This window comes from Flavobacterium sp. B114r, from assembly GCF_056824125.1.
The window spans coordinates 94,487-120,352 of the sequence record NZ_CP124858.1 but is presented as its reverse complement, the minus strand read 5'-3'; the positions used below and the strand labels follow the sequence as shown (position 1 = coordinate 120,352).

The 25,866-nt window shown below is 33.2% G+C and carries 28 protein-coding genes and 1 riboswitch; of the genes, 11 read left to right on the top strand and 17 right to left on the bottom strand.

The window, feature by feature from the left end:
- Positions 1-136 precede the first annotated feature (136 nt).
- Positions 137-1,609, top strand: a complete 1,473-nt coding sequence (locus QLQ94_RS00590; protein WP_271335199.1) for a S41 family peptidase — start codon at positions 137-139, stop codon at positions 1,607-1,609.
- 75 nt (positions 1,610-1,684) lie between these two features.
- Here the strand turns inward: QLQ94_RS00590 and QLQ94_RS00585 are convergent, their stop codons facing one another.
- From QLQ94_RS00585 to QLQ94_RS00555, 7 genes are all read right to left on the bottom strand, one after another.
- Positions 1,685-2,752 carry a YncE family protein gene (locus QLQ94_RS00585; RefSeq protein WP_271335198.1) on the bottom strand — a complete coding sequence of 356 codons (1,068 nt, stop codon included), beginning with the start codon at positions 2,750-2,752 and terminating at the stop codon, positions 1,685-1,687.
- A gap of 5 nt (positions 2,753-2,757) precedes the next feature.
- Entirely contained in the window at positions 2,758-4,620 is a 1,863-nt protein-coding gene (locus QLQ94_RS00580) for a TonB-dependent receptor plug domain-containing protein (RefSeq protein ID WP_271335197.1), read from the bottom strand.
- A gap of 27 nt (positions 4,621-4,647) precedes the next feature.
- A riboswitch (cobalamin riboswitch) is annotated at positions 4,648-4,860 on the bottom strand.
- Between the two features lie 67 nt (positions 4,861-4,927).
- Positions 4,928-5,461 carry an alpha-ribazole phosphatase gene (gene cobC, locus QLQ94_RS00575; RefSeq protein WP_482498827.1) on the bottom strand — a complete coding sequence of 178 codons (534 nt, stop codon included), beginning with the start codon at positions 5,459-5,461 and terminating at the stop codon, positions 4,928-4,930.
- Complete coding sequence (locus tag QLQ94_RS00570; RefSeq protein ID WP_271335195.1) at positions 5,446-6,243, bottom strand: adenosylcobinamide-GDP ribazoletransferase; 798 nt, start codon at positions 6,241-6,243, stop codon at positions 5,446-5,448. The genes cobC and QLQ94_RS00570 overlap by 16 nt, the downstream gene beginning before the upstream one ends.
- A gap of 178 nt (positions 6,244-6,421) precedes the next feature.
- On the bottom strand, positions 6,422-8,101 hold the full coding sequence (gene cobT / locus QLQ94_RS00565; RefSeq protein WP_271335194.1) for a nicotinate-nucleotide--dimethylbenzimidazole phosphoribosyltransferase: 1,680 nt from the start codon (positions 8,099-8,101) through the stop codon (positions 6,422-6,424).
- Between the two features lie 129 nt (positions 8,102-8,230).
- Positions 8,231-8,740: a bifunctional adenosylcobinamide kinase/adenosylcobinamide-phosphate guanylyltransferase gene (gene cobU / locus QLQ94_RS00560; RefSeq protein ID WP_271335193.1), complete on the bottom strand. Its 510-nt coding sequence runs from the start codon at positions 8,738-8,740 to the stop codon at positions 8,231-8,233.
- 183 nt (positions 8,741-8,923) lie between these two features.
- Positions 8,924-9,286 (bottom strand): C1orf53 family protein, encoded by a 363-nt coding sequence (locus QLQ94_RS00555; protein ID WP_271335192.1) that lies wholly within the window; start codon positions 9,284-9,286, stop codon positions 8,924-8,926.
- A gap of 172 nt (positions 9,287-9,458) precedes the next feature.
- Here QLQ94_RS00555 and QLQ94_RS00550 point away from each other — a divergent pair, with 172 nt between their 5' ends.
- The 4 genes from QLQ94_RS00550 to QLQ94_RS00535 all read left to right on the top strand — a co-directional run bounded on the left by QLQ94_RS00550 (position 9,459) and on the right by QLQ94_RS00535 (position 12,995).
- A complete protein-coding gene (locus QLQ94_RS00550; protein WP_427402047.1) occupies positions 9,459-10,601 on the top strand; it encodes an ABC transporter substrate-binding protein in 1,143 nt (380 codons plus the stop codon).
- Between the two features lie 5 nt (positions 10,602-10,606).
- Positions 10,607-11,635: an iron chelate uptake ABC transporter family permease subunit gene (locus QLQ94_RS00545; RefSeq protein WP_427402048.1), complete on the top strand. Its 1,029-nt coding sequence runs from the start codon at positions 10,607-10,609 to the stop codon at positions 11,633-11,635.
- A 74-nt stretch (positions 11,636-11,709) separates the two neighbouring features.
- Complete coding sequence (locus tag QLQ94_RS00540; protein WP_427402049.1) at positions 11,710-12,123, top strand: GxxExxY protein; 414 nt, start codon at positions 11,710-11,712, stop codon at positions 12,121-12,123.
- Positions 12,124-12,218: 95 nt separating this feature from the next.
- Entirely contained in the window at positions 12,219-12,995 is a 777-nt protein-coding gene (locus QLQ94_RS00535; RefSeq protein ID WP_482498824.1) for an ABC transporter ATP-binding protein, read from the top strand.
- On the opposite strand, the gene QLQ94_RS00530 is transcribed toward QLQ94_RS00535, so the two are convergent.
- From QLQ94_RS00530 to QLQ94_RS00515, 4 genes are all read right to left on the bottom strand, one after another.
- Positions 12,992-13,798, bottom strand: a complete 807-nt coding sequence (locus QLQ94_RS00530; protein ID WP_427402051.1) for a LapA family protein — start codon at positions 13,796-13,798, stop codon at positions 12,992-12,994. The genes QLQ94_RS00535 and QLQ94_RS00530 overlap by 4 nt on opposite strands.
- 1 nt (position 13,799) lies before the next feature.
- On the bottom strand, positions 13,800-14,255 hold the full coding sequence (locus QLQ94_RS00525) for a tRNA (cytidine(34)-2'-O)-methyltransferase (RefSeq protein ID WP_427402052.1): 456 nt from the start codon (positions 14,253-14,255) through the stop codon (positions 13,800-13,802).
- A 66-nt stretch (positions 14,256-14,321) separates the two neighbouring features.
- On the bottom strand, positions 14,322-14,894 hold the full coding sequence (locus tag QLQ94_RS00520) for a pseudouridine synthase (RefSeq protein WP_271335186.1): 573 nt from the start codon (positions 14,892-14,894) through the stop codon (positions 14,322-14,324).
- An 85-nt stretch (positions 14,895-14,979) separates the two neighbouring features.
- Positions 14,980-15,186 (bottom strand): hypothetical protein, encoded by a 207-nt coding sequence (locus tag QLQ94_RS00515; RefSeq protein ID WP_271335185.1) that lies wholly within the window; start codon positions 15,184-15,186, stop codon positions 14,980-14,982.
- A gap of 249 nt (positions 15,187-15,435) precedes the next feature.
- Between QLQ94_RS00515 and QLQ94_RS00510 the strand changes: the two genes are divergently transcribed.
- Positions 15,436-15,807 carry a hypothetical protein gene (locus QLQ94_RS00510; RefSeq protein ID WP_271335184.1) on the top strand — a complete coding sequence of 124 codons (372 nt, stop codon included), beginning with the start codon at positions 15,436-15,438 and terminating at the stop codon, positions 15,805-15,807.
- 162 nt (positions 15,808-15,969) lie between these two features.
- Entirely contained in the window at positions 15,970-16,722 is a 753-nt protein-coding gene (locus QLQ94_RS00505; protein WP_482498822.1) for an SDR family NAD(P)-dependent oxidoreductase, read from the top strand.
- Positions 16,723-16,782: 60 nt separating this feature from the next.
- On the opposite strand, the gene QLQ94_RS00500 is transcribed toward QLQ94_RS00505, so the two are convergent.
- From QLQ94_RS00500 to QLQ94_RS00480, 5 genes are all read right to left on the bottom strand, one after another.
- Positions 16,783-17,304, bottom strand: a complete 522-nt coding sequence (locus tag QLQ94_RS00500) for a MepB family protein (protein WP_271335182.1) — start codon at positions 17,302-17,304, stop codon at positions 16,783-16,785.
- 46 nt (positions 17,305-17,350) lie between these two features.
- Positions 17,351-19,150, bottom strand: a complete 1,800-nt coding sequence (locus QLQ94_RS00495; protein ID WP_271335181.1) for a hypothetical protein — start codon at positions 19,148-19,150, stop codon at positions 17,351-17,353.
- Positions 19,147-19,623 (bottom strand): RNA polymerase sigma factor, encoded by a 477-nt coding sequence (locus QLQ94_RS00490; protein WP_271335280.1) that lies wholly within the window; start codon positions 19,621-19,623, stop codon positions 19,147-19,149. Before QLQ94_RS00490 ends, QLQ94_RS00495 begins: the two co-directional genes overlap by 4 nt.
- 125 nt (positions 19,624-19,748) lie before the next feature.
- Positions 19,749-20,150, bottom strand: a complete 402-nt coding sequence (locus tag QLQ94_RS00485; RefSeq protein WP_271335180.1) for a hypothetical protein — start codon at positions 20,148-20,150, stop codon at positions 19,749-19,751.
- Positions 20,151-20,156: 6 nt separating this feature from the next.
- Positions 20,157-21,032 carry a protease complex subunit PrcB family protein gene (locus tag QLQ94_RS00480; protein WP_271335179.1) on the bottom strand — a complete coding sequence of 292 codons (876 nt, stop codon included), beginning with the start codon at positions 21,030-21,032 and terminating at the stop codon, positions 20,157-20,159.
- Between the two features lie 208 nt (positions 21,033-21,240).
- On the opposite strand from QLQ94_RS00480, the gene QLQ94_RS00475 reads away from it, so the two are divergent.
- The 4 genes from QLQ94_RS00475 (at position 21,241) to QLQ94_RS00460 (ending at position 24,877) form a co-directional block, all read left to right on the top strand.
- Positions 21,241-22,614: a DNA recombination protein RmuC gene (locus tag QLQ94_RS00475; RefSeq protein WP_427402058.1), complete on the top strand. Its 1,374-nt coding sequence runs from the start codon at positions 21,241-21,243 to the stop codon at positions 22,612-22,614.
- Between the two features lie 45 nt (positions 22,615-22,659).
- The gene (locus QLQ94_RS00470; RefSeq protein WP_271335177.1) at positions 22,660-23,208 is read left to right on the top strand and encodes an acyl-CoA thioesterase; all 549 of its coding nucleotides are present in this window, start codon (positions 22,660-22,662) and stop codon (positions 23,206-23,208) included.
- Between the two features lie 29 nt (positions 23,209-23,237).
- A complete protein-coding gene (locus QLQ94_RS00465) occupies positions 23,238-23,633 on the top strand; it encodes a VOC family protein (protein WP_271335176.1) in 396 nt (131 codons plus the stop codon).
- A 674-nt stretch (positions 23,634-24,307) separates the two neighbouring features.
- The gene (locus QLQ94_RS00460) at positions 24,308-24,877 is read left to right on the top strand and encodes a YceI family protein (RefSeq protein WP_271335175.1); all 570 of its coding nucleotides are present in this window, start codon (positions 24,308-24,310) and stop codon (positions 24,875-24,877) included.
- Positions 24,878-24,879: 2 nt separating this feature from the next.
- Here QLQ94_RS00460 and QLQ94_RS00455 read toward each other — a convergent pair whose 3' ends face one another.
- Positions 24,880-25,791: a TIGR01777 family oxidoreductase gene (locus tag QLQ94_RS00455; RefSeq protein ID WP_427402059.1), complete on the bottom strand. Its 912-nt coding sequence runs from the start codon at positions 25,789-25,791 to the stop codon at positions 24,880-24,882.
- Between the last annotated feature and the right edge of the window lie 75 nt (positions 25,792-25,866).

Below are 25,866 nucleotides of genomic sequence, written 5' to 3'. Positions count from 1 at the left end.
CTTATATAGTCAAGACGAAGCACTATTATTTTTGTTACATGATGATGTGTAAATTTTATAACAAAAAACACTTTAAATTTATCATTGTTAAAACTAAAGATACTATTTTTACGTTAGTACTAGATATACCCACTATATGAAAACAATATTAAAGAGCGTCCTGTTATTATTTTTACTTGCCTTTTCTTTGCAATCTTGCGAGGATCAGGATGATGTGGCGGCTCCTGCGGCTTTGCAAGTAAATGATTTTGTTTGGAAAGGATTAAATCAATTCTATTTATGGCAAGCAGATGTTCCTAATTTAGCAGATGATCGTTTTAATAATCAGGAATCTTTAAATTCTTTTTTAAGAGGATATTCTAAACCGGAAGATTTATTTCAGGACTTATTGAATAAACCAATTAGTAAATTCCCAAAAGGTCAGGCAATCGATCGCTTTAGTTGGATTGTTTCTGATTACAGCGTTTTGGAACAAGAACTTCAGGGAACTACAAAAAATAATGGTGTAGATTTTAGATTGGGCTATAGACCGGGAAGCGCGACTAATTTAGTGGGCTATGTGCGTTATATTATTCCAAATTCTGATGCTTCGAACAAAGATATCAAACGTGGAGATCTTTTTACAGCCGTAAACGGAACCCAACTTACAGTTTCAAATTATCAGGCACTTTTAGCGGCTGATAGTTTTACTTTAAATATGGCTTCTTATACCGGAACTGATTTTGAATCTAACGGAAAGACAGTTGCACTGGTTAAGACAACTCTCAATGAAAATCCAGTTTTTATTAATAAAGTAATTCCATCAGGAAGTTCAAAAATTGGTTATTTAATGTACAATGGTTTTTATGCCAATTATGATTCACAGCTTAATGCAGCTTTTGCTGAGTTAAAATCACAAGGAATTACAGATCTTGTTTTGGATTTAAGATATAACGGAGGTGGTTCTATACAAACAGCAACACGTTTGGCAAGTATGATTACGGGACAATTTACCAATAAGATTTTTGCTAAAGAAAAATGGAATGCAAAAATTAATGAGTTTTACGAAAGCGAAGATCCGGAATCATTGAATAACAGGTTTGTTGACAAAATAGACGGAGCTGCAATTAATAGCTTAAACTTGTCAAAAATATATATTATAACAACAAGCGGTACAGCATCTGCGAGTGAATTAGTAATAAACGGATTAGCGCCTTATGTTTCTGTAATTCAGGTAGGCGAGACTACTGTTGGAAAAAATGTAGGTTCGATAACTTTATATGATTCTCCAACTTTTGGAAAAGCACAAAGAAATCCTAATCATAAATATGCAATGCAACCCCTGGTTTTGAAAATTGTAAATGCTGCTGATTTTGGTGAATATACAGACGGTTTAAAACCTACTTACGAACAATTAGAGCGCATAACTAATTTAGGTGTTTTAGGAGATTCGTCAGAGCCATTACTAAGTGTTGCCATTTCGAAAATTACCGGATCAACGGGTAAAAAAGTACAATTAGATAAAGGAATAGTTTTAAGGAACTTTACAGATAGTAAAGCAATGACCGGAACAAGAGATCAAATGTATATAGAGAAAGCGCCGGAAGGACTTTTAAGAGCATTAAAATAAGACCAATAAAAAAGGCTTTCAGAAATGAAAGCCTTTTTTTTATGTTCAGGAACTAAAACTTAATCTGCTTTTAGATTAGTTATTAAAGTAGAAACCGTTTGGTAAAATAGATACTCCAAATTTATTTAAAACCGTTCCTGTTAAAGAATAAAGATAAATGTTTCCGTTATCCTGATAGTTTACTGCGTCAGCCACATATAATTTACCATTTTTTGCAGCAAAGCCATAAAGAGAACCAACCTCTTTTGCTTTAAATGTTTCTGCTGTTGGTAAAGCCGTTGCGTTTGTTGCCATAGAATAAATACTGTTTCCAATAGTATAATATATTTTGCTATTGTCAATATCTAAGAAATCAGGATGCGTTAGTCCGGGAAAATCAAGAGTAGATGTTACTGCATTCGTGCTTAAATTAACTTTAACGATTTTACCGGTTGTTTCCGGCGCTGCATAACTAGGTCTTCCGTTGCACAATACATATAGAGTTCCGTTTTCTTTTACTAATGAACTAGGAACATCACCTACTACAAAATTTGATGTAACTGTATTATTTGCAGCGTTTATTATACTCAGTGAGTTTCCTTGTCCGCCTCCGCCTTTGTGCGCTACATAAAGTTTACCGTTGTTCTCAACTATTTTTTCAGGACCTTCAACTACAGGAATTGTAGAAGTAACAGCATTTGAGGCAAGATCAAGAACCGCTACATAATCATCTGTTTTAATAGCGATATCTCCCCAGTTTGTTATATATCCTTTTCCATTTGCAAAAGCAATGTATCTTGGGTTTTTTATGTTTGTAGTAATAGTGGTAATACTTTTGAAAGTATATCTGTTAACGACTTCGATTTTATTAGAACCGTTTACAACAATATAAGCTATATCACCATTAAAACTAACAGATAAAGGAGTGTCACCAGTAACTTTGCCTGGGTTTACTAAAGTAAATACGTTGTTTTCTATTTGTAAATCATCTGATAAATAAGAGATACTTCCATTTGGCGTTAAAAAATTACCTTCGTTAACAATGAATAGCCCACCATCATAATCTCCTCTTGGTGCTTGATTATCATTGTCATCATTGCTGCACGACACAAGAAATGCCGAACTTATCGCAATGGTTAAAAACAGTTTATTAAATCTTTTCATGATATTTAAAAATTAAGGTTAATGTATAAAGTATAGTTTGTTCCGGGCATCTGTCTGCTTATGACAGGTTGATAGTTTTCGTTCCAGATATTAAATATTTGCAAGCCAATTTTGTAACTGTTCTTTTTTCCAAAATCATAATCAGCTCCAAAATTTCCAACGTTATAATCTTTTACTCTGGTTGCAGGATTATTAAAAGGAGTGCTGTAAACATCGCCATTATATAAATACTGAAAATAAGAGGATACTTTTTTCCAATTGTACGAAACCGATCCTGTTAGTTTATGATAAGGAACATATACAAGTTGCTTATAGACCAATTCACCGCTTATTAACTGTTTGCTTTCTGAAACGGTATAGGCATAAGTACCATTAAGCGTAAAATTATGGTTGTCTATTTTAGTTCTCCATTCCAGAAGTACTTCCGCTCCATAAGCTCTCACTTTTTTTGTGTTTTCAGGCGACCAATTGTCTCCGCCTCCTTGTGATGGTACCCAGCGCAATAAGTCTGTGATCGAATTGTAGTAAGTAGTTACAGATAATGAAAAGTTTTTCGTGAAAAATTCATTGCCAATTTCCGCCTGATAAGATGTCTCAGGTTTTAAGTTAGGATTACCGCTTCCTTCCCAAAACAAATCATTGTAAGTAGGCATTCTGAAATTTTTAGAAGCATTGAATTTTATGCGATAAAAATCGGTAAACAAATACCTTGTTCCTAAAGAAAAAAGAAAAGGATTGCCATAATTGTCGGTTACTTCCTGACGAATACTAGCGTTATAATCCCATTTATCAGTTACTAAATGACTTAATAATAAACTTGCAGAACCTATTTCTCTTTTTACATTATTGATGCTTGATCCGTATCCTTTATTACGATTATAGTCAATGATCGAATTAAGTTTTATTTTGTCATTTACATCAAAAGCCAAATCATATTTTATAATTGAGGTTTCGACTTTTCCATAAGTAAACAAATCAGAATCTATGTCAGAGAAATATTTATAAGATTCACCAATATGAGCTAATTTTACTTTCGAAGTAAACCGATCAAATTTATTTTCCCATTCTAAAAGGTTTCGGGTATTAAAATCGCCGTATTTTGTTTTGGATGCTGTAGGAGTAGTTAAAGAAAAATGACGCTCAGAATCATAAAACTGGCTGTATAATTTTATAGTATTCTTAGAATTGATTTTATAACCAAAAGTGGTGTTCATACTCGTATTGTAGTATTCTCCATTGATGTTTTTCTGATCCGTATTTCCAGGATATTTAAAATCATTTTCTGAACTGTTTCTGGAAAAACTTACTTGCAGACTATACTTATTTGATGAAACCATAGTGCGATAATTGGCACTGTAAGTATCGTAACTGCCGGCACTAAAAAAGAGATGGTTTGAAAACTCTTTTTTAAATTGTAAATCATTGTTAAGGTGTATGCTTCCGCCTATGGCACTGCTGCCGTACAGAACACTTCCGCCCCCGCCTTTTACAGCTATAGAATTGAAATCTCTTGTTCCGATGGTGTTGAAATCTGTCTGACCCAGAAATTGCGAATTGATATTGATACCATTCCAGATAACGGCAGTTTGTGATGCGGTAGTTCCTCTAAAAGAAGGGCCGGATGTCATGCCAAGACCATTTTCTTTAAAATAAATAACAGTATTGTAATTTAAAAGGGAAGTTAAGGAAGATTGATTTTTATTAATGACAGAATCATTCAATACCTGAACTGATTGTGAGTTCGAGTATTTCTTAAGATTGGTATCAGAAACGATGACTTCTTTTAATTTATTAATAGAATCACTTTGCGCCGAAATAATCTGGCACAACAACAGTAAACAAAAAGCAAAAAGTTTTTTTAAAGTCATAATTTCAATACTCTTTTTCCCGAGAGCTCGATATTTGTTACAAAGGCAGGTCTCCTGGCTTGCGTCTTGTTGTTTACCTTCCCATTCGCCGGGGCGAGCAGTGGTTTTGTAGTTAACAACAAGCATTCGTTTAAGAACAAAGCTTACAGTTGCGGGTACAGCTCAAGATTTTTTTAATTATTTACTTGATTCCCTTTTAATGTGTTAAAAATGAACACAACCTTAATTTCGTGCAAAGATAAAGTTAAAATTGTCGATTTTTCAAATTTGTTTGAGTTTTAAAAACAAATTCTGAACAAAAAGACGTTTATAGTTCAATTTTGATGACTTGCCCAAAATCTACCTTGTTTTTAAAGGCGTCTTTTAACGGCAGCGAACTATGATGACATAATATACTTCGAATTAAACCTGCATGCGCTACAATAACGACAGGCGTTGTTATTTCTTTTGAAATCTGCGATAAAAAATCACCAGCTCTTTTATGTAATTCTATAAATGATTCCCCGTTTAAAGCATTAATATTTACAAAATCTTCCATCCAGGAATTGAGTTGTTCCGGTGGAATATCGTTCCAGTTTTTCATTTCCCAATCACCAAAATTCATTTCTAGCAGTCGTGCATCTTTTTCGAATGAATTTGCCTGTATGTTTTTCTGAATGTATTCGGCCAAAATCATACAACGTTTTAAGGGACTCGAAAAAATAACAGCTTCTGAGGGTAATTGCAAAACAATGTTTTCGAAAATGTTTTCAAAAGGTTCTGCTAAACCCACATCCGATTGTCCGTAGCAAACTCCTTTCTCGCAAATCGTTTCGGTATGACGGACTAGATAAATTTCCATATCAAAAGAATGCTTAAATAATAAATAACTTCACAAACTTGTTGTGTTGCTCCCAGGCAATCTCCGGTATAGCCGTCGATCCATTTTTGAAAATAACGAGCTAAAAAATAGCGCATTACAAATACCGGAATTACAGCTAAAAGAAATTGATATTGAAAATAAGATAAAACCAATAACGGAATTAACCCAAAGAAAAATGAACCTAAAATTTCTTTCCAGGTATTTTCTTTAGCAATAGGTTTGCTTTTGCTCGAAGCGTCTTCGCGAGAATATTCGTGAGTAAAAATAATCGATATAGCAGCAAGACGACTTAAAGCATGCGCGGAAATAAATAAAAGAAAAATCTGGAAAAGAGCGATAGCATTATCTGCCTTAAAAAGCGAAACAGATTCTGAAAGCAATTTGAATTTTAATAAAAAAAGCAAAACCAAACCAATTGCTCCATAAGCGCCAATCGCACTATCTTTCATAATGATCAGGATTTTTTCTTTCGTCCATCCTCCGCCAAAACCATCGCAAACATCAGCAAATCCATCTTCATGAAAGGCGCCGGTTGTTAGTACAGATATAATAAGAGCAATAATCACTGCAGTTTCTGTTGAGAGAAAAAAAGAAGAAAGATAAAAAGCCAGAAAGGAAATGGTTCCCACAATCCAACCAATCAAAGGAAAATAACGTGTGGCTTTATTCAAATAATCAGGATGATGATCAATGTTTTTAGGACAAGGAATTCGGGTGTAGAACATTAAGGAAGTGAAGAAGATATGTAGTTCTTTTTTCATTTTTAATATAAATTTAATTTAGTCTTGTCATTTCGACGAAGGAGAAATCATACTCGGGGCTCGACAAAGATTGTTGATTTTCTTTGGGGAATTTCTAGTGTGATTTCTCCTTCGTCGAAATGACATAGATTGTGGCAAATGATTGTTTTTTTTCTGAAAACTGAAAACTGGGACTTCATCACTTCCTGCTAACCCCGGCACTTTCAAAACTAGCCATATCATTCAGAAAAACTTCAGCCGATTTTAAAATAGGAAAAGCAATGGCACATCCAGTTCCTTCACCTAAGCGCAAATCAAGATTTAAAATAGGTTTTGCATCAAAATAATTCAATAATCCTTGATGTGCTTTTTCGGCAGAGCAATGACAAAAAACAGCATTTTTATGAATGTCGGGATTTATTTTAGAAGCTATCAAAAATGCTACGCTGCAAATAAAACCATCTACTAAAATCAGCATTTTGTTTTCATAGGCAGTTAACATTCCGCTGGCGATTTGCAGGATTTCAAAACCTCCAAAGTAGGCGAGATGTTGTTTTAATTCGGCTTGGCCTGAATAATTTTCAATTGCTTTTTTGAGTAATTCTTGTTTCTGAAGTAATTTTTCGTTTTCAATCCCGGTTCCTTTCCCAGTACATTCCTCAATAGGAGAATCTGTTAAAAGACTCATCAAAACAGAAGCTGTAGAGGTATTACCAATTCCCATTTCGCCAAAACCAATACAGTTGCATCCCGTTTTTGCAATGTCTTCAACAATAGCTTTTCCTTTCTCAAAACACAAATTCAATTCATTTTCGCTCATGGCAGGAACATGCAAAAAGGATTGGGTTCCTTTGGCAATTTTGGCATTAATCAAATTAGCGTTTGTAGGGAAATCATAATTGACTCCGGCATCAACGATCGATAAATGAATATCGTTTTGATTACAAAAAACATTTATGGCAGCTCCGCCTTCCAGAAAATTCGCGACCATTTGTCGGGTTACATCTTGCGGATAAGCACTAACGCCATGATTTGCAATTCCGTGATCAGCGGCAAAAACAACGATATTGGGATTTATTATTTTTGGATTTAGAGTTTCAAAAACCGTTGCCATCTGAAAAGCAAGTGTTTCCAGAGTTCCCAAAGCTCCAAGTGGTTTTGTTTTAGAGTCTATTTTTTCCTGCAAAAGTGTATTAAAATCACTTTCAGTTTCATTTTTAGCAGAAATTTTGTTAGGTAAATCAGATATGTGACATTCAGTAATATTTTTGATTTCTTTGCAATCAGGAGCTTCAGATTTTTGTTTCCAATTCAGTTGCTGCAACATGGGTTGATTGTCGTAATTTGTGGCCGGTTTTCCAATACAGAAATAACCCAAAGGCTCAATGTTTTCGGGTAAATCAAGAATCTTTTTAAACTGATAATAATTCAAAATCGAAACCCAGCCCATTCCGTAACCTTGCTCAGTTAGCGAAAGCCAGATATTTTGTGCAGCACAAACTGAACTAAATTTTACTGCTTCGTTGCTGCCCACAGTTCCAATCGTAAATTGGTTCAAAACAGATCGGTCATATGCAATAATAAGTCCAATTGGCGCTTCTTCAATCGCTTCAAGTTTCAAGGATTTGTATCGTTCCTTTTGTTCAGGATTATCAGTTAGTTCTTCGGCCTTTTTATTATAATCTAAAAAGAGATTCTTTACAGCCGTTTTAACTTCAGGAGATTTAATAATAAAATAACGTGTAGCATCTGTCAATCCTACAGAAGGTGCCCAATGTCCGGCTTGCAATGCTTTTTCGATCACTTCATCAGGAACTTCGTCAGTGGTAAAATGTCGGGTGTCCCGACGCGATTTTAAAATATCATCTAAGTAGCTCATTTTTAAATTCCAATTTTTTAAATTCTAAATTCCAATTCAATCTTAAAAAGGATTTAAAATTTAAAGATTTAAGTAAAGATAAAGGATAGCGTTGGAATTTGGAATTTAAAAAAAATGGATTTTTATTTTTTAACCTTTTATCTTAACCGGGATTCCGGAAACCATCAAAACCACTTGATCTGCATTAGAAGCCAAAAATTGATTCATCCAGCCTTGCAATTCAGTAAATTTTCTGCCAATATGAGTTTCGGCATGAACGCCCATTCCAATTTCGTTGGTTACAATAATTAGTGTAGCATTTTTTTGATTCGCGATCGCAAGAAACTCCTTTTTTGCTTCCTCTAAGCTTAAATTTACATCATATTGATGATCTGTAAAAAAGTTTGTCAGCCAAAGGGTAACACAATCAATAAGTGCTGTTTTTTTAGTAAAATTAATTTCGCTTAAGTATTTTTCTTTCTCAATATTTGTCCAGCGTTCATCACGTTCCTGCTGATGACGATCGATTCTGTTCTGGAAATCAGCATCCCATTTTCTGGCTGTTGCGACATATATTGGTGAATCTGAAAGTTGTAAGGCTAGAGTTTGGGCATAACTGCTTTTTCCTGATCGCTCGCCTCCGGTAATTAAGTAAATCATTTTTAATTGTGAATTGTAAGTTGTGAATTGTTATGGCGTTCCCTGCGGTCGGGCTATCCGCTATATCTTTTATTTTTTAAAGAAAAAAATAAAAGGATACCGCTGCTATCCCTAACGCAAAAGACTAATTGCATTAAAAAAACAGTTATGAACTTATAACTAATAATTCATAACTCATAACTTTTAATAAGGGCAATGGCGGCAATCATTTCCGCAACAGCTTCCTCTTTTTAGGTGAAACCAGGTTTTAAAAACATAATTGTCGTTTTCGATATAATAATCAATTCCTTCAATTAATTTTTCTTGTTTTGGCAAAGATATCGCTTTGTTTTTAAGGGCTTTTTGTGGCGTAATTGTTTCTACATAAGCATCAATTTTGTCCTCGCAAGCTTCTTTAAAACAAACCGGACAAAGGCAATCATTTCCTTCAGAAAGATTAAAAATAGGAGGAAAGTCATTGCACCAACACTTGCTTTCTGCTGATAAATCTCCACAACTAAAAGAAGATTCGCAGCTGGAGCAAACTTTTGTTTTTATGCTATTCATAGGTTAAAGGTGTCGTTTTTGGTTTTTGTAAGAATAAAGATAATCATAAAAAATAGAAATTACGTTACCTTTGTCAGTATCAAAATTTAAATTGTCAAATCGTAATAATTCATATTACGAGCTAAAACCGAGAAGCAAAAACTATTCCTTTAAAAAAATATATAACTTAAAGATGAAACATTTATTACCTAAATTAATTTTTATTTTACCTTTTTTTGTTCTTGTTGGATGTAAAAAGAATGAAACTGCAGAGATTGAAAAAACGGAAATTGCAAAAAATAGTATCGAATATGCTGCCGGACTTTCTATTGTAAAAAGTAAAGGATATTCAGTTGTAACTGTTTCAGATCCGTGGCCAAATGCCAATGCGAAATTCACTTATGTATTAAAAGAAAAAAATGCAAAAGTTCCGGATAGTTTGCAAAAATATACGACCATAAAAGTTCCTTTAGAATCTGTTGTTGTAACTTCTACAACAAATATCCCTTTTCTTGAAATGCTGGAAGTCGAAGATAAATTAGTTGGTTTTCCGCATACTGATTATGTTTCATCAGAAAAAACAAGAGCTCTGATCGATAAAGGAGCGGTTAAAAATGTGGGTGAAAACGAGAAGTTGAACATCGAACAATTGATCGAGTTATCTCCGGATCTGATTGTAACTTTTGGTGTAGACAACAATAATCCAACGTTGGATAATTTGAAAAAAAGCGGTTTAAATATTTTGATTCAAGCAGATTGGATGGAGCAATCGCCACTAGGAAAAGCAGAATGGATTAAACTTTACGGCGTTTTGTTTGGTAAAGAAGATAAAGCCAAAGAATTGTTTGATAAAATTGTTTCCAGTTACGATCAGGCGAAGAAACTGGTAGCTGATAAACCTGCAACGTCAACAGTTTTATACGGTTCTATGTACGAAGATATTTGGTATGTAGCCAAAGGAAATAGTTGGGTAGCTCAATTTATGAAAGATGCTCATGCCAATTATTTATGGTCAGATCTAAAAGGAACAGGAAGCGAAGGTTTGTCTTTTGAGAAAATATTAGTAAAAGGTAAAACGGCTAATTTCTGGATTGCTTCGGGTTCGTTTAAAAGTTTAGCTGAAGTAGAAAAAGCAAATCCGCACTATAGTCAGTTTGATGCTTTTAAGAACAAAAACGTATATACATTCGAAGGAAAGTACGGAGCAACAGGAGGAACAGTTTATTATGAATTGGCTCCAAGTCGTCCGGATTTAGTGTTAAAAGACTACATCAAGATCTTTCACCCTGAGTTATTGCCAAGCTATGAGTTTACTTTTGCCTCTAAATTAAATTAATAGCATTGATTAATAAAAAGCGAAATATAATCCTGTTTTCGGTACTTGGTCTTGCCCTTTTATTTATGTTTTTTCTGGACATTAGTTTAGGATCCGTTACCATCCCATTCGAAGAGGTTTATACGAGCTTAACCGGAGGTCAGGCAAGCAAATCGACTTGGGAATATATTATTATTAATTATCGTTTGCCCAAAGCAATTACTGCTATGTTAGTGGGTGTAGGATTATCGATAAGCGGTTTGCTTATGCAGACCTTATTTAGAAATCCGCTGGCAGGTCCAGATGTTTTGGGATTAAGTTCAGGAGCAATTTTAGCAGTGGCAGTTGTAATTTTGGGAGCAGGGTTATTGCCACCGTTTCTGAATTCAGTTTTATTATCACCGTACGGAATTGTATTGGCTTCTACGTTAGGAAGCATTTCAGTTTTATTGCTGGTTTTATTAGTCGCACAACGCTTACGAAATACAATGGCAATTTTAATTGTAGGACTTATGTTTGGTAGTTTTACCAGTGCTATTGTTGGCGTTTTAACTTATTTTAGTTCAGCAGAACAATTACAAAAATTTACATTTTGGTCTTTAGGAAGTCTTGGAAATCTTTCCTGGACATCCATTACCGTACTATCAGTTTGCATTGGTTTGGGGTTGCTCTTAAGCGCAAGTAGCATCAAACCTCTAAATGCATTGCTTTTAGGTGAGAATTATGCTAAAAGCATGGGATTGAATTACAAAAAAGCGAGACTAACCATCATATTTGCAACAAGTATTCTAGCCGGAAGTGTTACAGCTTTTGCGGGTCCGATAGCTTTTATAGGGTTGGCGGTTCCACACATTGCAAAGCTGACTTTCCAGACGAGTAATCATTCCGTTTTATATTGGAGTACGTTTTTTTATGGTGGAATCATTATGTTGTTTTGTGATATAGCGTCTCAATTACCGGGATTAGATACCACATTGCCTATTAATGCCATAACATCTATAATTGGAGCGCCAGTTGTGGTTTGGTTGTTAATGCGAAAAAGAAATTTTCAGTAAAAACTTACAGTAATAAATAGTATCTTAGTTTTTAAACACATAGAAACATAGTTTTTATTTCAATTAAAAAATTAATGATTACTCAAAAATATTTAGACGAATTAACTTATGAAGTTTTAGGTGCTTCTATTGAAGTTCATAAAATAATAGGGAAAGGATTACTTGAAAGTGTTTATCATCAATGCTTGAGAGAAGAACTTTTACAAAGAAAATTAAATTTTTTCACAGAGATGAAAGTCCCAATATTATATAAAGAGAAAGAACTAGTTGCAGATTTTAGATGTGATCTATTTGTCGAAAATTGTTTGGTAGTAGAATTGAAAACAGTTTCTGAAATAAATGCAGTGCATCAAGCTCAACTTCTTACTTACATGAAGCTTTTGAAAGCTCCAAAAGGAATTATAATTAACTTTAATTGTTTTAATATTTTTAAAGAAGGTCAAAAAACATTTGTAAATGAATATTTCAGATTACTCCCAAAATATTAGGGCGCTAACTATGTTTAATTTATGAGTAAATTTTAAATTCCTTTTTTATAATAAAACTAAATCTATGTTTCTATGTGTTTAAAAAATAATCCACAATGAAAACTATTCTAAAAACCTCAAATTTAAGCATTGGCTATAAGTCCAAGAAAGCAACCGTGACTATTGCCGAAAATTTAAATTTGAATTTAACTTCAGGAAAACTAATTTCATTAATTGGAGCGAACGGAATAGGGAAATCGACTTTGTTACGAACTATTACCGGAATTCAGCAGCCTTTATCCGGAAATGTTTTGCTGAACGATAGAGATGTAAATACCTATAAACCTTTAGATTTAGCACAAAACTTAAGTTTGGTTTTAACCGAAAAATTACCGCCAAGCAATCTTTCCGTGTTTGAAGTAGTGGCTTTGGGACGTCAGCCTTATACAAACTGGATTGACACATTAACCCAAATTGATATTGAGAAAATTCAGGAGGCATTAGAACTAACACAAATCGAGCATTTGGCTCAGAAAAAACATTATGAAATCAGCGACGGACAATTGCAAAAGGTCTTAATCGCAAGAGCTTTGGCGCAAGATACTCCGCTAATTATTCTGGACGAACCCACAACACATCTCGATTTACTGCACAAAGTTTCGTTATTTAAATTGCTGAAAAAGCTCACGCAGGAAACCCAAAAGTGTATTTTATTTTCTACACATGATATTGATCTGGCGATTCAGTTAAGTGATGAAATGATTATTATGACGCCGGAATTAATTGTTCAGGACGAACCTTGTCATTTGATTTCAAAAGGAAGTTTTGCTACTTTATTCAAAGACGAACATATTATTTTTGATGCTGAGAAAGGAAAGTTTGTAATTACTTAATTATTGTTCTCAAAGCGTACTCTGTAAACTTTTAGCATTTTATCCAACTCATCAAATTTTACAGTTAACTCGTCGATATCAATCATTTGATCATTAAATGCCAGATAATTTGTAGAATTTCTCCCGCCTTTTTGTGTAAACACCCTTTCGTCATGGATTTTATTCCAGGAAACTATTTTTTCGCTTTTCAATTTAATACCTCTATCATTAATTATGATTTGAGGATCATTATCTCTTAGTTTTTTAATTTGATTGTAGCCAAGAAATAAACCAATCAGGATAAGAAAGGACATGATATAATCTTTCTCTAAAACAAAATATATCCCAAGAGAAGTCATACCTAAGCTTATGATTAATAAAAATACCAGTGAAGTTTTCGAATAATAAATTAAAGTTTCTTTTGGGATCGTAATATCATCTTCGTAGATATCTTTTTCAAGAAATTTTTTTTCCAGTGCTTTTAGTTTTGTTTTTTGTTCGAAACTTTTAAATTCTGTTTTTTCAAACCAACTGTCGCTCTTCCAAATTAATTTTTGCTCAATTGCTTTTCGTTTTAATTCACGAACATTTCGGACATTTTCAAATGCCCAGACTTTCCATTTATTGACAAAATAGCTCCACGTTAGCCATCCACATATAAAACCGGCCAAAAAACCTATTAGAATAATCCAACTTGAAACTATTTCGTTAACGCTTAAAACAATACTTGAAATGATGATTGCAAAAGTGACAAGCATGGGGAGGTGAACAAGTTTTGTCCTTCCTTTTTGCAATGCTTCATCAACTGTAATTTCTTTCTCCATATTATTTCTTCAAACCAATCTGTCTCTTAGCTTCTCCAAGCACAAAAGCCACAGAATTGGCAATATTAAAACTGCGGATTAATTTCGACATCGGAATCGTTAAATGATTTTCAAAACGGGCTAAAACTTCCTGACTTAGACCTATACTTTCTTTTCCGAAAACCAACCAGTCGCCATCCTGAAAATCTGTTTCAAGATAAGATTTTTCGGCATGAGAACTCATCAGGAAAACACGAGACTGATCCGGAATCTGCTGAATCCATTCTTCAATATTTTGATATTCGGTAACATCAAGATGTACCCAATAATCCAAACCGGAGCGTTTTAGGTTTTTATCATTAATTACAAATCCAAAAGGATGAATTAAGTGTAATCTACTTTCTGTACCCACACACAATCGTCCAATATTTCCAGTGTTATTTGGTATTTCAGGTTCTACAAGAACAACGTTTAGCATTATCGTTTATTTGTTTATTCGATTAATTTGAGAATTATGTAATTTTCAAATTGACACATTATCTAATTATTTTTCTAATTTAAAATCCGTCACTTCCAGAACTTCTCCTGCTTTTAAGTTTTGTAAATATACATTTCCTATTCGAACACGAACCAATCTCAAAGTAGGAAAACCAACCGCGGCAGTCATTTTTCGAACCTGACGAAACTTACCTTCATTAACGGTTATCGATGCCCAAGTAGTTGGTCCGTGGCGTTCGTCCCGTATCTTTTTAGCTCTTGGACCAAAATCCGGAATTTCGGTAACGATAAAAGCAGAGCAAGGTTTCGTTTTGTATTTTCCACCATCGAAACCTATTTCAACACCTTTTTGCAGTTCTTCGATAGCTTCGGGAGTAATAATGCCATCAACCTGAACATAATATTCCTTGTCAACTTTTTTGCTTCGCACCTGCTCGCTTACTTTTCCGTCAGTTGTTAGCAGGAGCAATCCTTCAGAATCTTCGTCAAGTCTGCCAATAGCCATTGTACCTTCGGGGAAATCATGTAATTCTCCCAAAAGCTTTTTCTTTCTTTTTAATTCATAGATAAATTGGCTCAGATAGCCATAAGGTTTAAAAAGAATGAAATGTTTATGCATGCTGTATTTTTTGACTGCAAAGATAGTTTTGTTTCGGCTGTAATTAAAGAAGAATATAAACGGAGTAAAATAATTATTGTATCTGTTACTGATTTCTTGCTTTCATTTTCTTCAGCCATAAATACACAAACCAAATTAAGGTTATACCAAAAACTATTAATAAAGGAGCATAATAATCTTTGATGAAATTATGAAAGTAGCTTCCAATTAAAAGATAAGCAGATGCAATGCATAATTTTATGATAGTAAATTCAGCATTTGACCAATTTGTTTTGATTTTAAAAAAGTTCATAATAAGTGATTTATACCTTAAAAGTTGTTTATAAATATAGCTCTTATTTAAATCGTATAAGGATATATAAATGTATGATTTTGAATGTTAATCTACAATTTTATCAGGTCAATGTTTTGAAAATGATATTGTTATTGGTTTTGAGGTTTGAAATATAAAGTTTAAAATAAACTAAAAGCAATGTTAAAGGACTTAGTTTTGAGCTTAAGAATTCGTAATATTATAAGACTAACACTAAAATACAGAATTATGGAAACTAATAATTTAGGATCAAAAAAGATAAATGGCGTACAAAAAAATATAGATGAATCTAAAGGAAAAAATATTTCTCACGATACAGAAGTAGATAAATCGAAACTAAAAAAAGAGGTCGTCACAGATGAGGATGGTAATAAAGAAGTTGTAGAAAGAGCCAGAGATGTAAATGAAGAAATAAAAGAAGTTCCAGATAAGAAGAGTACAAATAGTGCAAATGCAAACCGTGGAGTTTCGACAGATGAAGAAGTAAAAAAAACGGTAGAGAACAAAGACAGAAACTCAGATGTTACACCAAATCGTTACCCAAATTCTAATCCTGAAAGTCATAAAGACAGAGGAAATATGAAATTAGATGAGGAGTAAGGTTATTCTTTAAATAGTGAATATTTTGCTGATTTCGAGCATTTTTCTTTGAAATAACATTTGATTGGCAAATGGCGTTAATGTTATTCTAAACTTAATATTTAGAAAGATTGTCTGTCAATATCTTCGTAAATTGTAGTACAAATTTTAAATAAATTAAAGATGGCACTTTTAGAAAACAAGGTAGCTTTTGTATCAGGTGGAGGTTCAGGAATTGGACGTGCAGTAGCAGAAGCATACGCTCGAGAAGGAGCAAAAGTAGTACTTTCAGATATTAATGTAGAACATGGTGAAGCAACCGTAAAAACGATAAAGGATAAAGGTGGAGAAGCTTTTTTTGTAAAAGGAGATTCATCGAGTGCAAGCGACAATAAACATATGGTTGAAGTAACTGTTTCTAAATATGGCCGACTTGACATTTCTTGTAATAATGCAGGAATGGGCGGACCGGCGAAACCAACAGGAGAATATGAACCGGAAGACTGGGATAAAGTAATTGCCTTGAATTTAAGCGGTGTTTTTTATGCCTGCCGATATCAATTAGAGCAAATGGAAAAAAATGGTGGAGGAAGTATTGTAAACATTGCATCGATTCACGGGCAGGTTGCAGCTCCTCTTAGTCCCGCTTATACAGCATCAAAACATGGAGTAGTAGGTTTAACTAAAAATATAGCAGTCGAATATGCTTTAAAAAACATTCGTTGTAATGCTGTTGGGCCAGGTTATATTGAAACTGCGTTGTTAAAAGATCATTTAAATAATGATGCTATGAAAGCCATCGCGGCAAAAGCGCCAATGAATCGTTTGGGAACCGCTGAGGAAATTGCAGAGCTGGTTGTTTTTTTAAGTTCCGAAAAGTTATCGTTTACAACCGGAAGTTATATCATTGCCGATGGTGGTTATACAGCAATTTAGCATTTTTTCTTATATTAACTAAACAAGGCTATCTCGATTTTGAGATAGCCTTGTTTACGTTTAAAATAGAACTTTGAATTTATTTAAATCCGGATCCGGATTTATTGTATAAAAATAATCCAATTGCCATTGTTGTGTTTTTTGTGCTTGTTTACTGGTTGTCTCATCCCAAGGTGGATAAACCCTTGTCGCTCTTTTGCCTTCTTTAGTTGCTGTCGAAAAAATCCCTTTTTCCAGTAAAATGCTTTTAGGAAAAATGAATTGTCCAAATAAATCATCCTTACGAACACTGATAATTACAAAATCTATTGCATCTGAAAAATCAAAAGGTTCGATGATTCCAGTTTTATTCCGCTTCCACAACGTTACAAACTGTCCCGTTTTTGTTGGAGTTATTTTAGACATTCTGTAACAAATGTGCTTTCCGTTCAAATAAAAAGTGTAAGCATCATAATCAGCACTTTCAGCTTCCGGTTTCGGCTGAGAAACTTCATAATCACAACAATCATAAATCACGTCTTTGGCGATAATTAAATCTTTAGGCAATGATTCCGGAATAGTCCAGTTATTTCTGGTTGTCATTTAAGAAGCTCTTTTAGGTTGTTGTAAAATTAGGACAAAAAGAACTTTAAAAAGATACATTCAATCCAAAATTCAATCCCCACTGAAACTGATTAAAAGATTGATTGCTTAAAGGATTTACATAATAATTCATCGCAGGTTCAACAAAAACATTTGTTTTTTTGTACACCCTGTATTGTATTGTACTGCTCAACGTAGATCCATACACAAAATCATTAGCATTTACATTCTCACCAATAGAACTTCCGTCTAAAGCCACATTGTTAGAAATTAATTTCCCAATAAAACCACCAGTATTTAAATTAATACTAGCCTTGTTTCTGCTAAAAATAGCATACGAAACTTCTAAAGGCATTTCTAAATATCGTAAGTTTTGATCTAAATTTCCTGTTTGCATATTATTGCTTTGAATACCATTTTGTTTCAACGCATCAGAAGTTGTGTTGGGAACAAATACATAACTATCATTAGTACTAATATGTGGTGCTGCATCTGCCGTAGCTTTTTGATTAAAGTAATCGCTGGAGCTAAAAAAAGTATTGTTTTTAGCGTTTAAGTACGAAACATTCGCAACGCTCTGACCCAATTCATTTATTTTTAAACCAGAAGCAACCGCCCATTTCTTAGTGATTTTGTATTTAGTTTTTACTCCATAAGAGTTACTTTGTTTAGAATCATTTGCATTGCCAAGAGTTTTGTCATTTTTATAATTTTCAGAATTTGCCACTCCGGCAAAAACTTCGACAGCCCATTTTTCGGCATTCGAAAGAGGTTTTTTATCTGTTTCTTTTTTATCATCATTAGTAACAATGCCTTTTTCTAAGTTTTGAAGTTCTGCTAATTGTACAGAATCCTGTTTGCTCAAAACATTATTAAATTTTGAATTGCTTTTCTGATTGTTCGCTATTTGCTTCTCAGATATTAAGCCTGAACTATTTTCTTTTGCTTTATTCTCCATGATAGTTCTTTGAGTACTGTTTAAATTCGCACCATTTAAAGCGATGTTGTTATTGTTTTTTGAAATTTGTTTGTCTTCAAAAACAGATTTCGATATTTGATTTTTTGAAGTAGAATTAAATGGATTTACATTGCCAACAGCAAAAGTTTTTTCGGCTAAAATTTTGTCTGAAGCTTTTTTGTCAGCATTGGCAACTTGTTTAGCAGAGCTTGTATTAAAACTGTTTGATTTACTTGTAATAAATGCTTTTTCAGGTAATGTTTTACTTGCAGTTTTTTTATCGGTATTCGCAATTTGAATTTGTGAACCTGTATTAAATCCGTTTTTTTGATCTGAAACAGATACCTTTTCTGTAGCAGCAACTTGTGTTTTTTCTGTTACAGGCTTATTAATATTTGATTTTGCAGTATTTGATTTTAGATTTGTAATATCAGAATTATTATTGTTTTTTGTGTCAGAATGTGCAACTGTCGTTTTATTGCTTTGAACCTTTTGAGAATTATCAAATTGCTTTTCATTGCTTTTTAAAGGTGGTACATTCTCATTCGCAATTGATTCTTTTGTATGCGGTATTTGCCCGGAATCCGTTTCCTGAGTCGGAAGTGTTTTTGTATTTAATTCATTTTTTTTCTCGTCAAGAACAACACTATTGTTTTCTGTAGAACCATTATTTATAGTTTTGATCCCTGAATTCGAAGTAAAATGTAAAACAGAAGGGAGTAGCAGGCCTAATAATAAGCACGCTGCAGCCGACCACCAAAGAATAACTCTTTTCTTCTTTTTAGGTTTGTCTAATTTTTTCTCAATTTCGCCCCATAATTCAGGAGGCGGAACACTTGAAAAGTCTTCCATCGATGAAAAAATATCTTCTATATTTTGCTTTTTCATGCTATTTTAAAATTTTTTATGCTCAATATTCTTTTTTGCAATATGTGTTTGGCTCTATTTAAATTTGATTTGGATGTTCCTTCTGAGATTTTTAATAATACTGCAATTTCCCGATGCTTCATTTTTTCAAAAACATACAAGTTAAAAACAGTCCTGTACTGATCAGGTAAATCCCTGATGTATTCTAATAACTTGTCTTGTTCAATAGGAGGAACGTCTAATTCTTCCTCTTCTACAAAATCAGTATCAGCATCAAAAACATCCAGAAAGAAACTTTCTTTCTTCTTCTTATTTAAGGTTTCGATTAGTTTATTAATAAAAATACGTTTTAGCCATCCTTCAAAACTTCCTTCAAATTTGTATTGACTTATTTTTTGAAAGACAATGACAAATGCTTCCTGAAAGACATCCTTTGCATCATCTTCATTTTTCATATACTTTAGGCATATACCATATAAAACAGGAGAGAACAACTGATAGATTTTCAGTTGTCCCTCTCTGTCATTTTTTATGCACAGCCGAATGTATTTTTCTAAATCGTCTTTCAAAAAGTGGTATTGTTTGGTTTTGCAAAAATAGTTTTTATAAGCTTATAAAACTATCTTTTAAAAATAGTACGGGCTGCGTCCTGGTTGTTGCTTACAATTGTTAGGTTTTGATTGTCAAGACTTTCTATGATGTAAGTCTTACCTTCAAAAGTAATTAAGTCATGTTCTGACTGGTCGAAAAAGCTAATGCCTTTTTCTATTTGATATGTACTATTTCTAATCTCTACATTGTTCTTGTAGGTAATTACCCTTCCGTCAGAAGTAAATATTACTTTCTTGGTAAATCCTATGGTTTTAGGAGTTGCCGTATACGGATTGCTATTTCCTCCAATTGATTTTTGCCAGATCCACGTGTTTACAATAGAACCGGAATTCATGGTAGTTGACTCTAGTGAATAAGCAGTTGAAAAAAGACAACATACCATAATAAATAATAAGAATTGCTTTTTCATAGTCGATTATTTTTGAGTTGCGATTTTGTCCTGAATTACTTTTTTGAAAGCTTTTATTTCAGCACTCTGATCTGCAGTATCATTATTATCAATAAAAATCTTAGTAGAAGTTCCTGCCTGACGAAGTTCAAAATAAGTACCTCCCTGGTTAGCAGAATCCGGCGTACCATAAGTTTTTGTTTGTCCTTTTAAATTTAAAATTTCTGTAGGAACAGTTTTCAATAACAATGCATACTCTCCTTTTTTAGTTGTAGACGTATATTTATATTGATTAAAATCATAACCATTAGGTACAACATTTAAAAACTTCAAAATATTGAAATCATTTACCTGATAAAATTTCTGGCAATCACCACCAGCACATTGGTTAGAATAACTTCCTATTACAATGTTGTCCGGATTCTCTATCGTTTTATTGAAAAGAATCGCTTTTGTAGTTTTTGGGATTAAGATAAAATCACTAGGATAGTTTACTATTGCAGTAATAGGCTCTCCCGGTTGAGGTGATTTTTCGTAATAGTTTACTAAAATTTCGCACTTATTTTCTACGATACTCGTTATTTTTATACCATATCCGGTTGTGTTTTTAGGACCTGAGAAAAGACCAACAAGGTAGGTTTTTGTAAAATCAATTGTAAGATCACCTGAGTTAGGACAAGTGCTTTCACGCTTTGTAAAGAAAGTTTTTAGTTTCTCATCAGAAGATACTAAAATATAGGTTGGAACAGTAGGATAAGTATTGACACTGTATGAACATAAAAGAGGAGTATTAGTAAAAGCTGATTCTTCGCTTGCTCCACAATCAACTCTTATATCGTCATTATTAAGAGAGCATCCACTAAATCCAAAAGCTATAAATAAGCTTAACATTAATTTTTTCATGATAAATTTAATTAGGTTATATTACTGTAGATGGTCATCTTTTGAAATGGTTGCGTTAAAAAGGAAAGTTTTTTTGTTTTTTTAAATAAGATTAATTTTCACAATGTTTATTAAAATCAGAATAAGCACCAATTAATGAAATTTCAATTTTAAAAATTAAGTACTACGTATTATTGCTTACTTTTACTTTTTAAAAACAAATGTAATTATGTTCGATTTTCTGCCCGGCTTATTAGCTTTTATTGTCGCTTTATTCGTAGGCGTGTACTTAGGTAAATTGCTGTTTTCGGCTAGGTTTCAATCTGATAAAGTAGGTTTAGAAGAACGGTTGACAGCGAACGTAAATCAAATGCAATTGCAAAAAGAGCAATTTGAAAGAGAAAGAAATAATTTCGAAAAACAACTTCAGTTAACGAATGTTGAAAAAGAGAGTATCCGGACAGAAAAAGATAGTCTGGCCATTCAGCTTTCTAAAAAAGAAGTAGATTTTGAAAATTTATGGGAACGTCATAAAGAACAAAAAAACGAGATCACAGAACTACAGGAAAAATTCACCAAAGAATTTGAAAATTTAGCCAATAAAATCCTCGAAGAAAAGTCCGCCAAATTTACAGAACAGAATAGTGAGAATATGAAAAATATCTTGCTGCCTTTGCAGGATAAAATTCAGGGTTTCGAGAAAAAAGTAGAACAAACACATAAAGAAAGCATCGATTACCATGCAGCTTTACGTCAGCAGATTATAGGGCTTAGCGAGATGAATGCTCAAATGAGCAAAGAAACCTTAAACCTGACCAAAGCTTTAAAAGGCGATAGTAAAATGCAGGGAAATTGGGGAGAACTCGTTCTGGAACGTGTTTTAGAAAAATCAGGCTTAGAGAAAGGACGTGAATACGAAGTACAGCAAAGTTTTACGAATAGCGAAGGTAATAGAGTTTTACCTGATGTCGTAATTAATTTACCTGATGGTAAAAAAATGATTGTCGACTCGAAAGTTTCTTTAGTGGCATATGAAAGGTGGATTAACGAAGAAACAGAAATCCTAAAAATTGATTTTTTAAAAGAACATATAAATTCTATTAAAAGACACGTCGAGCAACTTGGTAACAAAAATTATCATGACTTATACCAAATAGAAAGTCCGGATTTTGTATTGCTTTTTATTCCTATTGAACCCGCTTTTGCGATTGCCTTAAACGAAGATCCAACGCTGTACAATAAAGCTTTTGATCGCAATATTGTAATTGTTACACCAACAACTTTACTGGCTACACTTCGAACTATTGATAGTATGTGGACCAATCAGAAACAACAAGAGAATGCTTTTGAAATTGCCAGACAAGCCGGCGCATTATACGATAAATTTGAAGGTTTTGTTACTGATTTAGTTAGAATTGGCAATAAGATAAAAGATACTAAGACAGAATACGAAAGTGCAATGAGCAAACTCGTTGATGGCAGAGGAAATTTGATTTCGAGTGTCGAAAAATTAAAAAAAATGGGAGCAAAGGCTAAAAAGTCGCTTCCGGAAAATATTATCGCAAGAGCCTCAATTGAAGATGAAAATCAATTATTGAATTAAGTTACCCCGATTAAAAAAAATAAACCTATCCTATAAAATAAAAATATGACTGCAGATTTTAAACCCGTTTCTTCTTCGAAAATAAGTATTTCTGAATTAATGCTGCCATCTCATACTAACTTTAGTGGCAAAATCCACGGAGGTTATATTCTGCAATTACTCGATCAGATTGCTTTTGCATCCGCATCAAAATTCTCAGGAAATTATTGTGTAACAGCATCTGTTGATACGGTTAATTTTTTAAAACCAATTGAGGTTGGTGAATTAGTAACGATGAAAGCTTCTGTTAACTATGTAGGTCGAAGCTCAATGGTTGTAGGTATTCGTGTCGAAGCCGAAAATATTCAGACAGGTGCGATCAAACATTGCAATTCATCTTATTTTACAATGGTAGCTAAAGATAAGGAAGGTAAAAGTGTTCCGGTACCCGGATTAATCTTATCTAATCTTGATGAAGTTCGTCGTTTTAGAAAAGCAATCAAACATATCGAACTTCGAAAAGAGGTCGAAGAACATGAAAAAGTAACCAATGTAAACTCTATCGAAGATCTTGCAGGTTTAGCTAAATACAATGTATTGTTAGAAATTAGCTAGAATAATTCATCAAATTAAAATTAAGGAAAATGGTAAAGTTTGGATATACAATTTTATACGTACAAGATGTAGAAGCGTCTGTTGGGTTTTATGAGAATACATTTGATTTTTCAAGAAAATTTGTAACTCCCGAAAATGATTACGGAGAATTAAATACTGGCGAAACAACAATTTCGTTTGCTTCAAAAAAACTAGCCGCACAAAATTTGAAAGACGGTTTTATCGAAAGTAATTTAGAAGATAAACCTTTTGCAATCGAATTGGGTTTTATTACAGATAATGTTGGAGAGTTGGTTCAGAAAGCAACTTCTTTTGGTGCAATACTGGTAAAAGAGCCAACGCAAAAACCATGGGGGCAAATTGTGGCGTATGTCAGAGATCTGGATGGTTTCTTAATCGAAATTTGTACAGAAGTGCAGGGTTAGATATTTATTATTGGTGCTATTTCAGAAAAGAATTTTGTAGTTTGTATGAGGAATGTCATCACAATTTTATTTGAATAAACTCCAGCTTTAGCTGGGGTTTATTCAGAATTAATATGAAAGGCTTTAGTCTAAAAAAAGTGATTTGGCTAAAGGCTTTTTCCTGCGTATAATAAGTGCCTCCAGCTAAAGCACAATGTCATTAAGTTAAGGAATGAGTAATAATAGAGAGAAGTAAGCACAAAGTTTGTCATCTCGACGCAGGAGAGATCACACTAATATTTCCGTTCAGCTATTCGCCAACCTTTGTCGAATTTTTTGTGTGATCTCTCCTGCGTCGAGATGACAAGATTGCAGATTCTGATAGAGTTATTGAGGCAGAAAGAGTTAATTAGCATTAAAAAATTTCTTAATAGCAAGACGATATGTTCTATAAACAAAAAATCATTTTGCAAACTACATTTTCACTTTTTACACAAAAAAAACATTTCACAAATATTTAGGAGAAATCGGCAACCGTATCGCATAAAATTACGTAACTTTAAGTATAAATGATTGGATTACTGTTTTTCACGGAGTATTGCCATTCGATTTTTCCCGAATTTAATTAAGTCCAGTTTTTTCTCTTCTTATAAATAAAAAAATCGATTGACATAATTGTTTAAATATTGACGATTATGAAAAAAATTACTTTATTTATTTTGCTATTTACAGCGTATTCTGTTATTGCTCAGGATAAATTTTTTACTACTACAGGAACAATTAATTTTGAAGCTTCTGTACCATTTTTCGAAGAAATAAAAGCTGTAAACAGACAGGTTGCGATTATTTTAGAGCCACGAACAAGTACATTTATTTGTACTGTTATTGTAAAAGAGTTTCGTTTTAAGTTAGATATGATGCAAGAACATTTTAACGAAAACTACATGGAAAGCCGCCGCTATCCCAAAGCCATCTTTAAAGGCAAAATTGAAAAATTTGATTTAAAAGATATCAATGAAATCGAAAAGGAATATCAGATTAAAGGAAAGCTTGTACTACGCGGAAAATCGAAAGAAGTAATTGTAAACGCTCTCATTAAAAAAGTAGGCGATGGAATTCAGATTATATCTGATTTTCCAATTTCTGTGTCTGATTTTAATATTCAGATTCCCAATGAAATAGCTTCTAAGATTTCAAGAATTGCAAATACAGAATTAATTGGAGTCGTTCATACTGATGATTTAATGTATCTGACTCTAAAATAGTTTTATGTAAGGCAGCTTGCAAGCGCACGTTCCAGATCAGTAAATTGAAAAACAAAACCGGTTTTTTGTATTTTTTCTGATGAAACCCTTTGTCCTTCTAAAACAGCTGCACTCATTTCGCCTAAAACAATCTTAAGGATAAATGCGGGCGCTTTAGGAAGCCAAATTTTGTATCCAAATAAATTGGCTAATGTTTTAGATAAACTAGCATTTGTAGTATCATCTGTAATGCAGGCATTATAAGGACCATGCATTTCATTAGTAACAACTGCTTTTAAATAAATCTCGCACAGATCTGCAATATGAATCCAGGGAATGTATTGTTTTCCTGTACCTAATATTACGCCCAGGCCAGATTTAAAGCTGGGAACAATTTTTTTAAGGAAACCCTCATCTTTCCCTAAAACAATTCCCGTTCTTACTTTTACAGTTCTAATACCTAATGAATTAATTTTATCAACAGCTTTTTCCCATTCCTGACACGTTATGCCTAGAAAATCATTTGCCGGCTGCGTCGTCTCCTCACAAATTGTTTCATTCGTATAAGCGCCATAAATTCCAACTGCCGATGCTGAAACAAAAGCATCTAAAATTTTATTGTTTTTTTTAAGAATAGAAAAGATAAGATCAATGGGCTTTGTGCGGCTTTCGAGAATGTCTTTTTTGCGCTTTTCTGTCCATCTTTTTTCTACAATTCCTTCACCTGCCAGATGAATAATACAATCTGCCTTTAGTATCGCTTCTTCATCAATATAATTTTGGGTTAAATCCCATTTGTAATAGGTGACAGATGAGGTGTTTTTTCGATCAGAACGGCTTAAAACAGATACTGAAAAACCATTTTCTATGAGCAAATCAGTCAAATGCTGACCTATAAATCCCGTTCCTCCGGTAAGTAAGATATTTTTAGCCATAATAGTTTATAATATATTTAACATCATATTCTGTTTAACGATAAGTAAAGATAATTAAACATTGATTACCTTTAA